14 protein-coding genes are annotated in these 14,304 nt (G+C 69.7%); 4 read left to right on the top strand and 10 right to left on the bottom strand.

The genetic code is table 11. From position 1 onward, the window contains the following. Positions 1-54: 54 nt before the first annotated feature. Positions 55-642, bottom strand: a complete 588-nt coding sequence (locus KOI35_RS01725; RefSeq protein WP_215784195.1) for a PadR family transcriptional regulator — start codon at positions 640-642, stop codon at positions 55-57. A 125-nt stretch (positions 643-767) separates the two neighbouring features. Here KOI35_RS01725 and KOI35_RS01720 point away from each other — a divergent pair, with 125 nt between their 5' ends. Next, the gene (locus KOI35_RS01720; RefSeq protein WP_215784194.1) at positions 768-1,607 is read left to right on the top strand and encodes a GNAT family N-acetyltransferase; all 840 of its coding nucleotides are present in this window, start codon (positions 768-770) and stop codon (positions 1,605-1,607) included. Here the strand turns inward: KOI35_RS01720 and ispG are convergent. The 3 genes from ispG to dxr are packed head-to-tail and all read right to left on the bottom strand — an operon-like array spanning position 1,604 to position 5,257. Further along, positions 1,604-2,776: a flavodoxin-dependent (E)-4-hydroxy-3-methylbut-2-enyl-diphosphate synthase gene (gene ispG, locus KOI35_RS01715; protein ID WP_215784193.1), complete on the bottom strand. Its 1,173-nt coding sequence runs from the start codon at positions 2,774-2,776 to the stop codon at positions 1,604-1,606. The genes KOI35_RS01720 and ispG overlap by 4 nt on opposite strands. Before the next feature lie 10 nt (positions 2,777-2,786). Beyond that, complete coding sequence (locus KOI35_RS01710) at positions 2,787-4,049, bottom strand: M50 family metallopeptidase (protein WP_215784192.1); 1,263 nt, start codon at positions 4,047-4,049, stop codon at positions 2,787-2,789. Next, positions 4,049-5,257, bottom strand: a complete 1,209-nt coding sequence (gene dxr, locus KOI35_RS01705) for a 1-deoxy-D-xylulose-5-phosphate reductoisomerase (RefSeq protein ID WP_215784191.1) — start codon at positions 5,255-5,257, stop codon at positions 4,049-4,051. Before dxr ends, KOI35_RS01710 begins: the two co-directional genes overlap by 1 nt. A gap of 62 nt (positions 5,258-5,319) precedes the next feature. Between dxr and KOI35_RS01700 the strand changes: the two genes are divergently transcribed. Both KOI35_RS01700 and KOI35_RS01695 read left to right on the top strand, forming a co-directional pair. Further along, positions 5,320-6,150 carry a YhjD/YihY/BrkB family envelope integrity protein gene (locus tag KOI35_RS01700; protein ID WP_246612356.1) on the top strand — a complete coding sequence of 277 codons (831 nt, stop codon included), beginning with the start codon at positions 5,320-5,322 and terminating at the stop codon, positions 6,148-6,150. Between the two features lie 11 nt (positions 6,151-6,161). Beyond that, entirely contained in the window at positions 6,162-7,742 is a 1,581-nt protein-coding gene (locus KOI35_RS01695) for a phytoene desaturase family protein (RefSeq protein ID WP_215784189.1), read from the top strand. Positions 7,743-7,799: 57 nt separating this feature from the next. On the opposite strand, the gene KOI35_RS01690 is transcribed toward KOI35_RS01695, so the two are convergent. Beyond that, complete coding sequence (locus KOI35_RS01690) at positions 7,800-8,168, bottom strand: hypothetical protein (RefSeq protein ID WP_215784188.1); 369 nt, start codon at positions 8,166-8,168, stop codon at positions 7,800-7,802. 156 nt (positions 8,169-8,324) lie between these two features. Next, positions 8,325-9,881 (bottom strand): Rieske 2Fe-2S domain-containing protein, encoded by a 1,557-nt coding sequence (locus KOI35_RS01685; protein WP_215784187.1) that lies wholly within the window; start codon positions 9,879-9,881, stop codon positions 8,325-8,327. Positions 9,882-10,010: 129 nt separating this feature from the next. Here KOI35_RS01685 and KOI35_RS01680 point away from each other — a divergent pair, with 129 nt between their 5' ends. Beyond that, entirely contained in the window at positions 10,011-10,244 is a 234-nt protein-coding gene (locus KOI35_RS01680) for a DUF2631 domain-containing protein (RefSeq protein WP_215784186.1), read from the top strand. 45 nt (positions 10,245-10,289) lie between these two features. On the opposite strand, the gene KOI35_RS01675 is transcribed toward KOI35_RS01680, so the two are convergent. From KOI35_RS01675 to frr, 4 genes are read right to left on the bottom strand one after another with little or no spacing between them, the layout of a single operon-like run. After that, positions 10,290-11,423 carry a DivIVA domain-containing protein gene (locus KOI35_RS01675; protein ID WP_215784185.1) on the bottom strand — a complete coding sequence of 378 codons (1,134 nt, stop codon included), beginning with the start codon at positions 11,421-11,423 and terminating at the stop codon, positions 10,290-10,292. 37 nt (positions 11,424-11,460) lie between these two features. Continuing rightward, the gene (rlmN, locus tag KOI35_RS01670; protein ID WP_215784184.1) at positions 11,461-12,639 is read right to left on the bottom strand and encodes a dual-specificity RNA methyltransferase RlmN; all 1,179 of its coding nucleotides are present in this window, start codon (positions 12,637-12,639) and stop codon (positions 11,461-11,463) included. A gap of 40 nt (positions 12,640-12,679) precedes the next feature. Continuing rightward, the gene (locus tag KOI35_RS01665) at positions 12,680-13,711 is read right to left on the bottom strand and encodes a phosphatidate cytidylyltransferase (protein ID WP_215784183.1); all 1,032 of its coding nucleotides are present in this window, start codon (positions 13,709-13,711) and stop codon (positions 12,680-12,682) included. Beyond that, the gene (gene frr / locus KOI35_RS01660) at positions 13,711-14,268 is read right to left on the bottom strand and encodes a ribosome recycling factor (protein ID WP_215784182.1); all 558 of its coding nucleotides are present in this window, start codon (positions 14,266-14,268) and stop codon (positions 13,711-13,713) included. The genes KOI35_RS01665 and frr overlap by 1 nt, the downstream gene beginning before the upstream one ends. Positions 14,269-14,304 lie beyond the last annotated feature (36 nt).

Genomic DNA, 14,304 nt, shown 5'->3' with positions numbered 1-14,304 from the left:
CCCACCATCGGGGTGCGCCTTTCGCGGCCGACCAACTAGCCGGCTAGTAAAACCTCACTCGCTGTCGGCGAGGATCGCGTAGAGCTTGCGCTTGGTCTCGTTGAGGATCTCGAGCGCGCGCTGCCGCTGCTCCGGCGTGCCGTTGAAGCCGACCTGCTTGAGCGCGCCCATGATGCCGACCGCCGCGTCGCGGAAATCCTGCACCTGGGACATCGTGTCGTCGCCGATGTTGCCCCACGGGGGGTTCTGGGCGGCGGTCTCGGCCTCGGCCCGGCCGCTGTCGGTCAGCCGGTAGCTCTTGCGACTGCCCTCGGACTCGGGCTCGATGAGCCCCTCGTCCTCGAGCAGCTGCAGCGTCGGGTAGATCGAGCCGGGGCTCGGTCGCCAGATGCCGCCGGTCCGGGAGTCGAGCTCCTGGATCATCTCGTAGCCGTGCATGGGCCGCTCGAGGAGCAGCGCCAGGACGGCGGTGCGCACGTTGGGCCGCCCGCCACGCCCGCCGCGACGAGGACCGCCGCGTTGGCCGGGGCCACCCCACGGACCGCCGGGACCGAAATCGCCGGGGCCGCCGAAGGGGAAGCCGGGAGGGAAGGTGAAACCGCGGTGACGGAAGCCGTGCGGGCCGGGATGCTGGTACCTCATGACTATCTCCGATCTGTTGTCGATAGTTAGACGATATATCGGCAACAGATCGTCCGCAAGGGTTTCTTCTAGAGGAGGGCCCTGCGATGGGTGTGTGCGGCCGTGGATCTGGCAATGTGATAGCTGTGCTGACGGTGCCGATTCGCCAGCTCGGTGAGTCCGAGCGCGCGCAGGTCGAGAGAGTCCTCGACCGCGACCCCTACGCCGGCGCGCAGATCGCCGAGCGGGTGGCGGCGCACGGCCTGAACTGGTGGCGTTCCGACGGGCGCATCTTCGGCTACGGGCCGGGCCGCCGCGTCGAGTCGCTGATCTGGTCGGGGGCCCATCTCGTGCCGGTGTGCTCGACGCCGGCCGCGACGGCCGCGTTCGCCGAACTGCTGGGCTCCGAGCCGCGCATCTGCTCGTCGATCATCGGGCGCTCCGACGCCGTCCTCGATCTGTGGGACAGGCTGGGCGGCCACTGGGGGCGGGCCCGCGACGTGCGGCCGCATCAGCCGCTGCTGGTGGCCGACCGCGATCCGGTGATCGCGCCCGACCCCGAGGTGCGGCTCGTACGGCCGAGCGAGGTCGACGCGCTGTTCCCGGCCGCTGTGGCGATGTACACCGAAGAGGTCGGGGTGTCGCCGCTGCTCGACGACGGTGGGCGCGGCTATCGGCGGCGCATCGTCGAGCTGGTCAAGGGCAAGCGGGCGTACGCGCGCTTCGTCGGCGACCGGGTGATCTTCAAGGCCGAGCTGGCCATCGCGACCAACCGCACCACGCAGGTGCAGGGCGTGTGGGTCGACCCCGAGTTCCGGGGGCGGGGCCTGGCCGCCCCGGCAATGGCGTCGGTGACACGCGACGCGTTACGCCGCGTGGCACCTACGGTGAGCCTCTATGTGAACGACTACAACGCCGCCGCCCGGCGCGTCTACGCTCGGTGCGGCTTCGTGTCGGCCGGCTCGTTCGCCACTGTCCTTTTCTAGTGCACCGTGACCTGCGCCCCGGGGAGCATTTCGCGCAGCTCCTCGGGCAGGTCGGCGCCCATCTCGTCGGCCAGGCGCAGGGCCTCCTCGATCAGCGTCTCCACGATGATCGACTCGGGCACCGTCTTGATGACCTGGCCCTTGACGAAGATCTGGCCCTTGCCGTTGCCCGACGCCACGCCGAGGTCGGCCTCGCGCGCCTCGCCCGGCCCGTTCACGACGCAGCCCATCACGGCCACCCGCAGCGGCACCGGCAGGCCCTCGAGCCCGGCCGTGACCTGCTCGGCCAGCGTGTAGACGTCGACCTGGGCACGACCGCAGGACGGGCACGACACGATCTCGAGACCACGCTCGCGCAGGCCCAGCGACTCGAGGATCTGCTGGCCGACCTTGATCTCTTCGACCGGCGGGGCCGACAGGGACACCCGGATCGTGTCGCCGATGCCCTCGGCCAGCAGCGCGCCGAACGCGACCGCGCTCTTGATCGTGCCCTGGAAGGCCGGCCCGGCCTCGGTGACGCCGAGGTGCAGCGGGTAGTCGCACTGCTCGGCGAGCTGCCGGTAGGCCCGGATCATGACGACCGGGTCGTTGTGCTTGACCGAGATCTTGATGTCGCGGAAGCCGTGCTCTTCGAACAGTGAGCACTCCCACAGCGCCGACTCGACCAGAGCCTCGGCCGTGGCCTTGCCGTACTTCTGTAGCAGGCGCTTGTCGAGCGAGCCCGCGTTGACACCGATCCGGATCGGCACCTTGGCGTCGCCGGCCGCCTTGGCGATCTCTTTGACCTTGTCGTCGAACTGGCGGATGTTGCCCGGGTTGACCCGGACGGCCGCGCAGCCGGCGTCGATCGCGGCGAACACGTACTTCGGCTGGAAGTGGATGTCGGCGATCACCGGGATCTGCGACTTCTTGGCGATCGCGGGGAGCGCCTCGACGTCGTCCTGCGAGGGGACGGCGACCCGGACGATCTGGCAGCCCGAGGCGGTGAGCTCGGCGATCTGCTGCAGCGTCTTGTTGACGTCGGAGGTGAGCGTGGTCGTCATCGACTGCACGCTGACCGGGGCACCGCCGCCGACCGGCACGTTGCCCACCATGATCTGCCGGCTCTGGCGGCGGGGCGCGAGCGGCGGCGGGGGAACGGCCGGCATACCGAGACTGATCGCAGTCACTTCACATCACCTATTTGAAGATCGTGATCGGGTTGATGATGTCGGCGGTAACGGTCAACAGGGTGAACGCACCGCCAATCAGGATGACTGCGTAGGTGACAGGCATCAGTTTGTAGTAGTCGACGCGGCCCGGGTCGGGCTTCTTGAATCGAGCGTAGAGCCACGACCGGACGCGTTCGTACCAGGCGATCGCGATGTGACCACCGTCCAACGGCAGCAGCGGCAGCAGGTTGAAGATGCCGATGAAGACGTTGAGCGAGATGAAGATGTTCAGGAACAGCTCGGGTACGCCGTTGGCGATGGCCTCGCCACCGAGCCGGCTCGCGCCGACCACGCTGATCGGGGTCTCGGGGTCACGCTCGCTGCCGGTGATCGAGTGCCAGAGGGCGGGGACCTTGTCGGGGATCCGCTTCATCGCCTCGAACGTGCGCTCGACCAGGAACCAGCCGTAGCTGCCGGTCGCGCCGACCGCCTCGACCGGGCCGTATTCGATCATCGTGGGCACGCTGCGCTGGTCCCAGCCCAGGCCGGCCACGGACACCGTGGTGGTCGCGCCGGAGGAGTCGGCGACCGGCGCCCGCTGGGCCGCGACCAGGGTCACCTGGGCGGTGGCGGTGGTGCCGTTGCGCTCGTAGGTGAACGGGACGACGCCCGCGGGCAGCGCCCGGATCGCCTGGGTGAGCTGGCCGTAGTTGCTGATCGGGGTGGTGCCGACCTGGGTGACCAGGTCACCGTCGCGCAGGCCGGCGGCGTAGGCCGGGCCGGCGATCGCGCCGTTCTGCCCGGGCACGCAGTCCTGCTGGGTGGTGGGCAGGTTGACCCAGGTGCACTCGGTGATCGTGATGACCGGCTTCTGCGCCAGGGTGGCCTCGTCGGTCTGCGGATAGGCCGTGTTGGGCAGGCCGATCGAGATCGCGGCGAAGTAGGCGGCCACACCGGCCAGCAGGAAGTGGGTTATCGAGCCGGCCGACATCACGATCGTGCGCTTCCACACCGGGAACCGCCACATCGCGCGGGGCTGGTCCTCCGGGGCGACGTCGTCGTCCTGCGGCGTCATGCCGACGATCTTGCAGAAGCCGCCGAGCGGGATCGCCTTGAGGCCGTACTCGGTCTCGCCGCGCTGGAACGAGAAGATGGTGGGGCCGAAGCCGACGAAATATCGCGAGACCTTCATGCCGAAGCCCTTGGCCGTGAGCATGTGGCCGAACTCGTGCAGGCTCACCGAGATCAGGATGGCCAGCGCGAACGCGACCACTCCCAGCCAGTACAGCATCAAGCTCCTTTTGCCGCAGTAGCGATCTCTTGCTGTGCCTGGGTGCGCGCCCAAGCCTCGGCCGCGAGCACTTCTTCGACGGTACTCGGCTCGGCAAATTCGGGTGCCGCCTCGAGCACACGCTCCAACGTGTCGACGATGCCCAGAAAAGGTAGCCGACCGTCGACGAAAGCGGCCACACACTCCTCGTTGGCGGCGTTGTAGATGGCCGGACGGCAGTGACCGGCGCGACCGGCGTCCTTGGCCAGGCGTACGGCGGGGAACGCCTCGTCGTCGAGCGGCCGCAGCTCCCAGTTGTGTGCCTCACGCCAGTCGACCGCGGGCGCGGCCTGCGGCACCCGCTCGGGCCAGGCCAGGGCCAGCGCGATCGGCAGGCGCATGTCGGGCGGGCTGGCCTGGGTGAGCGTCGACCCGTCGGTGAACTCGACCATCGAGTGGATGACCGACTGCGGGTGCACCATCACCTCGATGTCGTCGTACGGGGTGCCGAACAACTCGTGCGCCTCGATCACCTCGAGCCCCTTGTTCACCATCGTGGCGGTGTTGATCGTGACGACCGGGCCCATGTCCCACGTCGGGTGCTTGAGCGCGTCCTCGGGTGTGACGTTCGTCAGCTCCGCACGGCGGCGGCCCCGGAACGCGCCTCCGCTGGCAGTCAGCACGAGACGGCGTACCTCGGCCGCAGTGCCCCCGCGCAGGCACTGGGCGAGCGCCGAGTGCTCGGAGTCGACCGGGACGATCTGCCCCTCCTTGGCGATGCGGCGCACCAGCGGGCCGCCCGCGACCAGCGACTCCTTGTTGGCCAGGGCGAGGATCCGGCCCGACTCGAGCGCGGCCAGGGTGGGCGCCAGGCCGAGGCTGCCGACCACCCCGTTGAGCACGACGTCGCACGGCCGGCGGGCGAGCTCGGTCATCGCGTCGGGGCCGGCCACGATCTTGGGGAGCTTGAAGTCGCCGGTGGCCCATCCGCGGCGCTGCGCCTCGGCGTAGAAGGCGAGCTGCAGATCCTGCACGACGGAGGACCGGGCCACCCCGACCGCCTCGACGCCGAGCTCGAGGGCCTGCTCGGCCAGCAGCTGGACGTTGCCGCCGCCCGCGCCGAGGGCGACCACGCGGAACTTGTCGGGGTTGCGGCGCACGATGTCGATGGCCTGGGTGCCGATGGATCCGGTCGAGCCGAGCAGAACGAGGTCACGCATGGCGCCCATCTTTCCGGAGCCGCGCCAGGACGGACGGGTCGGGCTGTGGACAACTGGGTATGAAGATCAGCATGACGGGGTGGGTGCGGACGCTGAGCTTGCCGTTCCGGCCCATCCAGGGCCGTGATCTGGCCCTGCACGCGGCGGCCGTCACCTTCTACGCCGGCATCGCCGTGGTGCCGATCGCCCTGCTCGCGACCTGGATCACCGGCCTGATCGCCGGACCCGACCGGGTGCGCCGGCTCACCGGGCGCACCATCGCCGCGCTGCCCGACCAGATCGGGGCGCCGCACGCGCTGGCCGCCCTGATCGACGCCGGGCTGCATCTGACGCCCCTGTTCGCGCTGGCCAGCCTGTTGCCCGCCACGCTCTACGGCGAAGGGCTGCGCCGTGCCTTCGTCTCGCTGCAGCGCAAGGAGCCGGGCGGCGAGCCCCTGGTCGGCTGGCGCGGACGGCTGCTCTGGCTGCCCCTGATGGCGGCGGCACCGGCCCTGCTGCTGGCGATGTTCCTGGCGCTGCCGTCGACGAGCGGACTGTGGCTGCGGGGCGGCTGGTACGCCGTACTGGCGGTGGTCCTGTCCTTCCTGGCCGCCTGGCTGGTGCTGACCCCGGTGGTGATCTGGGTCTACCGCTACGTGGCACCGGGCCGCCCGCGCTGGCTCTCGACCGTACTGGTCGGGTCGTTCACCGCCGCCAACCTGTCCGGTTTCCTGCACGGCTTCGTTTTGTTCTGCTCGCTCCCGATCGACCTCGGTGCGCCGTTCGGCGGGTTCGACGCGATCGGCGGAACGGTCGCCGTCGGCCTCTGGCTCTACCTGTTCCACGTGATCGTTCTGGCCGGTTACGCCGCTACCCGCAGCGCGAGCGCATTCCAGACCCGGCGGGAACTCTCCGCGCGCTAGGCTCAGGCGTCATGACCACTCTCCCCGCCACCGGACTCCCCACCCGGTCCGACGTAGTGATCATCGGCGCCGGCCACAACGGCCTCGTCTCGGCGATCCTGCTCGCCCGCGCCGGCCTCGACGTCGTCGTGCTCGAGGCCACCGACGTGATCGGCGGCGCCGCCCGCACCGAGCATCCGTTCCCCCGCGTGCCCGGCCTCGGCCACTCCACCGGCTCCTACCTTCTGGGCCTGATGCCGCCCGAGCTGATGCGCACGCTCGACGTCGACATCCCGGTGCTGCGCCGCGACCCGCACTACTTCCTGCCCACGCCCGGTCCGGCCGGCTCGCCCTACCTGCTGTTCGGGCGTGACCACGCGTCCACCCGCGCGCAGCTCGAGCAGTTCTTCTCCCCGCGTGACGCCGCCGCCGACGAACAGCTGGCGGTCGAGATCGCCGCGCTGCGGGCCGACCTGGCCCCGGCCTGGCTGCAGGAGCCCGGCAGCGTCGAAGAGACCGCCGACCGGTTCATCCGGCCACAGCTGCAGAGCACGTTCATCGACCTGGTCCGCGGTTCGGTCGCCGACTATCTGGCCCGGTTCGGCTTCAAGAGCGAACTGCTGGTCAGCATGTACGCGGTCACCGACGGCCTCTCCGGGCTCAACGCCGGCCCCGACGACCCGGGCACCGGCCACAACTTCCTCGTCCACAACATGTGCCGCCTGCCCGGTTCCGACGGCACCTGGATGATCGCCCAGGGCGGCATGGGCACGGTCACCCGCACGTTCGCCGACGCGGCTCGGGCGGCGGGCGCCCAGATCTTCACCGGCGCCGCGGTCTCGTCGATCCCGGTCGACGGCGGAGCCGCCAGCGGGGTCGTGCTGGCCGACGGCCGCTCGATCAGCGCGGGCGTCGTGCTGGGCGCCTGCGACCCTTACCGCTTGATGTCCCTGGTGACCCTCCCGGCGGCTTTGACGTCGCGCATGGAAGCCGTGAAGCGCCCCGGCACCACCCTCAAACTCAACCTCGCCCTGCGCGGGCTGCCGCAGTTCACCTGCCTGCCGCCCGAGGCACCGTCCCCGTTCGGCGCGACGATCCACCTGCTGCCCGGCTCGGCCTCCGAGTCGCCCATGGCCGCGCTGCGCGCCATGTGGGCCGACGTGCAGGCGGGCCGCTTGCCCGACGAGCCGACCATCGAGTGGTACCTGCACACCACGGTCGACCCGTCCCTGCAGGACGAGGAAGGCCACCACTCGTCGGCCCTGTTCGTGCAGTCAGTCCCCTACGACCTGGCCGGCACGACGTGGGACGAGGCCCTTCCCGCCTACGTCGACCGCCTCCTCGACATCTGCGAGCGCTACGCCCCCGGCACCCGCGACCTGATCGCCGACACGATGCCACTCACCCCACCGGGCATCGAACGCCACTTCGGCATCACCGGCGGCCACATCCACCACGTCGACAACACGGTGGCCTTCAACGAGCGCATGCCCTACGCCACCGGCGTCGACGGCCTCTACGCGGGCTCGGCCGGCGCCCACCCGGCCGGGAGTGTCATCGGCGCCGCCGGCCACAACGTGGCACAGCGCATCCTGCGTGACCTGGGCCGCTGAGACCCTTCTTCCCGTACGCCGTAAAGCCCTCCACAACCGCACCGGTCGCCGCTCGCGTCATCGGCTCCATGACGCGAGCACGGCGGCCTCCTCGGGCCACCGCCAGCCGGAATGCGCGCGCGCTTGGCGTCCTGACAACGCTGTCGCCCGGCCACAGACGACGAAACCGTCGTCCTCAGTGGGCAACGTGAGGCAGATGTGGGTGTCCGAGAGCCTCTCCGGCACCTTCGCGTACGCGAGCATGCGGATCCGGTCGTCCCCGCTCGCCTCCAGGATCGTCAGCCCCACGTAGGACGTGCGCAGCTTCACCGCCCGGACGCCTTCGAAGTGGACGCTGGTCGCGATTCCGTCGGCGGGCGCGTGCAGAACGAGCTGGGAATGCCCCACACCGTAGAGCCACCACTGGAAATGCCCCTCGAGAACCATCCGCTCCCCTGTGGGTTCGGGGTTTGACCGCAACCACTCACGCACGTCGCCGTGACGCGCCTCGCGTTCTGGGCGCGCCAGCGGCCAGCGAGGCTCGGCGCGGTCCCCGCGGGAGCGACGGTCTGTACGCCCCTCCCGGCCGGGACATGAAGATTCTCAGGATTCGGTCTTCTCGGCGCGGATCTTGTGGCCCACGCTGGTCAGGCAGCGCCCGCTGGGCAGGTCGAACTTCCAGCCGTGCAACTGGCAGGTGAGGGTGTTGCCGTCGACGATGCCGAAGCGGCTCAGGTCGGCCTTCAGGTGGGGGCAGCGGCGCTGGACGGTCCAGTCGCCGAGCACCGTGTCTTCGGCCTCGACGGCCTTCTCGTGCTCGTCGTACCAGCCCTCGGCGTACTGCAGGCGCTCTTCGGAAAGGCACTTGAAGAACGCGTAGACGTATTCGTTGTACTGGCCGATGCGGGCCGCGCTGAAGCGGCAGCTCAGGAACAGGCTGTTGACCCAGTCGCCCTCGTCGATGTGGATCAGGTGCTCGATCAGGGCGCGGCCGGTCTTGAAGCGGTAGCGCACCTTTTCGTCGGCGTAGGGGCGTACCTGCTTGCCGGGGAAGTCGACCACGATCGATTCGACGACCTCGCCGTCGGGGCCGAAGCCGTCGGTCAGGTCGAAGCGGACCGGGCCGCCGACGCCCTGGGCCATGTAGATCGACTCTTCGAGGAGGGGCTCGATGCGCTTTTTCATGGCGCCGAGCACGTCGATCTCGGGGTGCCGCCACGATGCCTTCTCGGCCGCGATGATCGGGGCCTTGCGCTCGCGCATCTCTTCGAGGTGGGCGGCCTTGTTGGCGAAGAACTCGTCGACATCGGTGGGGTGCGTCGTGGAAATCGATGAATCGGACAGATCCGAGACGGAGCCGGGAAGCAGGACCACGCCGTTGGTGCCGCCGACCTTGGCGTACTCCGACATGAAGACCGACTGGTCGGGGAAGATGTTGCCCTCGTCGCCGAAGATGTCGTTGAACTGCCAGAGCGTGTCGTCGAGGAAGCACGGCGGGCCGGCGATCGGGAAGACGTGGTCGGCCTTGAGGTCGTCGATGTAGCGCCATGTGCGGTCGAACTGGCGGTCGCGCTTCTGCTTACCGAACGCGGTCTTGGCCGCCTCGGGCAGCTCGTAGACCATCGGGTACCAGATCGCGCCGGAGAACTGCAGCATGTGCGCGTGGACGTGGCCCAGCTCGTTGAAGCGGGTCAGATCGGTCGGGCGGGCGTCGTTCTGATTGAGCACCCGTACGCCGTCGTGCTCGACCCACAGCGACGAGTCGCCGATCGGGCCGTCGGTCGGGCTGATCAGCGCCTGGATCATGATCTTGAGGCCGCCGTCGAGCTCGTGCACCTCGTCCGACTTCGTCTTGAAGAAGCTGGTGAAGCCCAGCTCGCGCAGCTCGTCCTCGAGCTGGCTGGTCGGATACTCGGGCAGGAGCACCGTCGCCTTCTTGCTGATGAAGCGCTTGAGGTGCTCGGCGTCGAAGTGGTCGCGGTGCAGGTGCGACACGTAGAGGTAGTCGACGTCGCCGAGGGTTTCCCAATCCAGGAGCGAATTGTCGGGGAAAGGGAACCATGAGGCGAAATAGGCGGGATTGACCCACGGATCACACAGAATGCTGCCGGCGGCGGTGTCGATCCGCATGCTCGCGTGTCCAGTGCCTGTGATCCGCACCGTTCTACTCCCTCGATCCGAGAAGCTGACGGCATCGAAGGTACCGGGTGCGGGTTGGTGGGCCGCGAGCGGAGCCGCCATGCGAGACTGATCGCGCATGGGAAAAGACCTTCGAGGAAGGACAAAGGCGTGTCTGCCGAATCGGATCCGGTCTACGCCCCCGACCAGCTCAAGCCGGGCAACCGGAAGCGGGCGCGAAAGGCGGCGATCATCTCGGCCGCGATCATGCTGCTGTTCTTCTGGGGCAACCACGAGGGCAACACCGAGAACATCTGGCTCGTCGTGTTCGCGGTCGGCCTGGTCGCGGCCCTGATCGTCGACGCCGTGCTGCGTCGCAACGGACTGAAGCCGGAAGACCAGTAAGAGCTTCCGCAACGAGTAAGGGCCCGCCTAGGCGGGCCCTTTTCGCTATCGGCGTCGCGTCAGGATGTCTTTGACCTCGCGCAACGCGGCATCCACCTCGGCCTCGAAGTAGCCGCCGGGCACCAGGCCGAACTGCAGCATGTCAAGATCATTTTCCGGTACGGGCATCGGCCCGCGCCCGGTCATCGCCTGCAGGATGCCCTCGAACAGGCGATCGACCTGGCTCGGGTCGTAGCCACTGCCGAACCGCCGCGGCTGGAACGTGCGCCGCAACTGGTCGACCCGGTAGAGCTCGCCACCCGGCTCGCCCATCGGCGGGGGCAGCTGGGGCGGCTGCGGTTCGCCGTAGCCCATCGGCGGGCCGCTCATCGGGGCGTTGCCCATGGGCGGGCCGCTCATCGGCGGGCCACCGTAGCCACCGCGCGGGTCCTGCTGCTCGCGCTGCGGCATGCGGATCTCGGCGGTCATGTCGGCCTTGCCGTGCCGGCCCGCCTCGAACCCGTCGAAGCCACCCGGCTGCTCGAAGCTGCCCGTGTCGTACCCGCCGCGGTCGTAGCCACGCGGGTCGCGCGGGTCACCCCGGTCGTAGGCGGACGGCGGCGGCTGCTGAGCGGGCCGCTGAGGCAACTGGGGCTGCTGCGGCTGGCCGTACCCGGTCGGCTCGTCGTAGCGGCCGTACGGGTCGGGCTGCATCTGCCCGCGCTGCGGGGCCTGCTGCTGGTAGCGGTCGTCGCGCACCGGCGGAGCGGGCAGGCGCTCGGTCGGCGGGGCCATCCGGCCGCCCCCGCCCTGTCCACCCATGCCGGGGCCGCCCATGCCACCGCCGCTCATGCCACCGCCGCTCATTGCGGCACCGAGGCCGCCCGGCTTGGCCGCGGTCAGGCCGCTGCGCAGCGAGTCACGCATCGGGTCGGGCGGCGGGGCACCCCGGCCTCCACGGTCCTCGAGCTCGGCCAGCTGACGCTCGACCCGGTCGAGGTGCAGGTCGACCTGCCACTCGTCGTAGCCGCCGAAGCGCACGCGGAAGACCACGTCGTGCACCTCCTGGGCGCCGACGGGCGGGCCCACCTGCTCACCGGCCAGGGTGGCCTCGACCCGGTCGAGGAAGGCGTCGACCTCGTCTACCTTGTAGCCGCGGCGCAGCGCACGCCGCCGGAAACGTTGCCCCTGACTCGTCACAACGTCTCCCACTCCGCTTGCTGGGACCTACGCCCAGTCACTGTGCCACCTCCGCGTCGGCGGCGGCGCCCCCAGCGCTCGCCTCCGTAAGCTCACCCGCGGCCAGCTGGCCGCACGCGCCATCGATCTCCCGGCCCCGGGTGTCGCGGACCGTCGTCGATATTCCGGCCTCGACCAGCCGGCGGACGAACTCGCGCTCGACCGGTTTCGGACTCGCATCCCACTTGCTGCCCGGTGTCGGGTTGAGCGGGATCAGATTCACATGCGCCAGCTTGCCGCGCAAAAGCCTGCCGAGAAGGTCGGCACGCCAGGGCTGATCGTTGACGTCCCTGATCAGGGCATATTCGATCGAGATCCGGCGTCCGGTCCGGGCCGCGTAATCGAACGCGGCATCGAGCACCTCGGCCACCTTCCAGCGTTGATTGACGGGCACTAGCTCATCGCGCAGATCATCATCGGGGGCATGCAGGGACAGCGCAAGGGTCACATTGAGGTCTTCGGCCGTCAAACGGTGGATGGCGGGCACCAGACCCACGGTCGACACGGTGATGTGCCGCTGTGAAAGACCGAGACCCTCGGGAGCCGGGGAGGTGAGCCGGCGTACGGCCTCGATGACCCGGGGGTAATTGGCCAGCGGCTCGCCCATACCCATGAAGACGACCCGGGACAGCCGGGGCGGCGATCCGGTGACGGCGCCCGAGGCGGCCACGCCCGCGAGATAGACCACCTGGTCGACGATCTCGGCGATGGAGAGGTTGCGGGTCAGGCCCTGCTGACCGGTGGCGCAGAACGGGCACGCCATGCCACAGCCGGCCTGGCTCGACACACACGCCGTCACCCGGTCGGGGTAGCCCATCAGGACACTTTCCACCAGCGCGCCGTCGTGCAGCCGCCACAGCGTCTTGCGGGTCGCGCCGTCGTCGCAGGCCATCTCGCGTACGGGCGTGAGCAGGGTGGGCAGCAGGTCGTCGGTGAGCCGGGCGCGGGACGCGGCGGGCAGATCCGTCATCGCGTCGGCGTCGCGCACGAGGCGGCCGAAGTAGTGGGTCGAGATCTGCTTGGCCCGGAAGGCGGGCTCGCCGAGGGCGGCCACGGCCTCCTTGCGGGCGTCGAGACTCAGATCGGCGAGGTGGCGAGGGGGCATCGACGGACGGCGCCGGGTGGCCACCGCGTCGGGCTGGTCGAGGCTGGTCGGGATGACCGGAAGAATCGTCATGGCCCAACCAGTCTCGCACGCTCGCCTGTGTGTGTGCCGTTCACGTGTTCGCCGCGATCAGGGCGAAGAGCAGGTACGCCGTGGGCACCGCAAACAGGATGGAGTCGAGACGGTCCATGAGACCGCCGTGCCCGGGCAGCAGGTTGCTCATGTCCTTGAGGCCGAGATCACGCTTGAGCATGGACTCGGCCAGGTCGCCGGCGACGGCCACGACCGCGAGAACGGCGCCGAAGAGCAGGCCCCAGTACCAGGGGATGTCGAGCAGGAAGTGGAGCAGCAGGGCGCTGCCGATCCCGGACGAGAGGACCGAGCCCGCGAAGCCCTCCCAGGTCTTGCCGGGGCTGATCGAGGGCGCCATCTTGTGCTTGCCGAAGAAGACGCCGACCGCGTAGCCACCTGTGTCGGAAAGCACTACCGCGAGCAGCGTGCACAGCACCCGCCAGCGGCCGTCGGTGTCCGCGTCCGGCAGCTGGAGCAGCACGCCGAAGCTGAGCAGGAACGGGACGTAGATCGCGATGAGGACGCTGGCCACCAGGTCGCGCCGGAACGCGGCGAAGCCGTCGGCGATCCGCCAGATCACCGAGGCGGCCACCGTGACCAGCAGGCCGAGCAACAGCGCGTCGGGGCCGTCGTGCCAGGCCAGGCCGACCATCAGCAGTGAGCCGGCGATCAGCGGGATCAGCGGGGCGTCGGCGCCGGAGGCCCGCAGCGCCCGGACCATCTCGTAGACACCGACGGCCGAGGCCAGCGCGATGACGCCGAGGAAGGCGTCCGGCCAGATGACCAGGGAGCCGAGGACCAGCAGGACCAGGCCGACGCCGACCCCGATGGCGGCCGGCAGGTTGCGACCGGCCCGGCCCTTGGCCCGCCGGCGGCCCAGTTGGGGCTTCTCCTCCGTCGTGGGGACGAGAGGGAGCTGCCCGGTCGGCACATCCTCGCCCGCGTGCCACGCCGGCCCGGCCGGGAACCCCGCCTGGGGATTCCCGGTGTCGGGCACGCCATAGGCGTACGGCGCCGGGACGCTCGTGTCGTCGCCGGAGCTCTGCCCGGCCCGCGGATCGAGGTAGGACATCAGACCTCGAGCAACTCGGCTTCCTTGTGCTTGACGAGCTCGTCGACGACGGACACGTACTTGTGCGTCGTGTCGTCGAGCTCCTTCTCGGCGCGGCGGCCCTCGTCCTCGCCCGCCTCGCCGTCCTTGACCAGGCGGTCGAGCGACTCCTTGGCCTTGCGGCGGACGTTGCGGATCGCGACCCGCCCCTCCTCCGCCTTGCCCCGCGCGACCTTGATCATGTCGCGGCGGCGCTCCTCGGTCATCTGCGGCAGGTGGATCCGCAGCTGGGTGCCCTCGTTGTTGGGGTTGACCCCGAGATCCGAGTCACGGATCGCCCGCTCGATCGCGCCCAGCTGAGACGCGTCGTACGGCTTCACGATGACCATGCGCGGCTCCGGGATACCGACCGACGCCATCTGCGTGATCGGCGTCGGCGCGCCGTAGTAGTCGACCACGATCTTGGAGAACATCGCCGGGGTGGCCCGCCCGGTGCGGATCGCGGCGAACTCCTCCTTGGCGTGCTCGACCGCGCTCTCCATCTTTTCTTCGGCCTCGAAGAGGGTCTCGTCGATCACCGGCTCTTCTCGCCTCCCTTGCTTCTCTTCGGTGGG

The sequence above is a fragment of the Paractinoplanes bogorensis genome, assembly GCF_018829635.1.
Lineage (GTDB): Bacteria > Actinomycetota > Actinomycetes > Mycobacteriales > Micromonosporaceae > Actinoplanes > Actinoplanes bogorensis.
The sequence above is the reverse complement of the archived record's forward strand: the minus strand, read 5'-3'. Positions and strand labels throughout refer to the sequence as shown.

Bases quoted from the DNA above. Each gene is read 5' to 3' on its own strand.
- KOI35_RS01725 (WP_215784195.1), bottom strand. From the start codon at position 642: ATGAGGTACCAGCATCCCGGCCCGCACGGCTTCCGTCACCGCGGTTTC.
- KOI35_RS01710 (WP_215784192.1), bottom strand. From the start codon at position 4,049: ATGCTGTACTGGCTGGGAGTGGTCGCGTTCGCGCTGGCCATCCTGATC.
- dxr (WP_215784191.1), bottom strand. From the start codon at position 5,257: ATGGGCGCCATGCGTGACCTCGTTCTGCTCGGCTCGACCGGATCCATC.
- KOI35_RS01700 (WP_246612356.1), top strand. From the start codon at position 5,320: ATGACGGGGTGGGTGCGGACGCTGAGCTTGCCGTTCCGGCCCATCCAG.
- KOI35_RS01695 (WP_215784189.1), top strand. From the start codon at position 6,162: ATGACCACTCTCCCCGCCACCGGACTCCCCACCCGGTCCGACGTAGTG.
- KOI35_RS01690 (WP_215784188.1), bottom strand. From the start codon at position 8,168: ATGGTTCTCGAGGGGCATTTCCAGTGGTGGCTCTACGGTGTGGGGCAT.
- rlmN (WP_215784184.1), bottom strand. From the start codon at position 12,639: ATGACGATTCTTCCGGTCATCCCGACCAGCCTCGACCAGCCCGACGCG.
- KOI35_RS01665 (WP_215784183.1), bottom strand. From the start codon at position 13,711: ATGTCCTACCTCGATCCGCGGGCCGGGCAGAGCTCCGGCGACGACACG.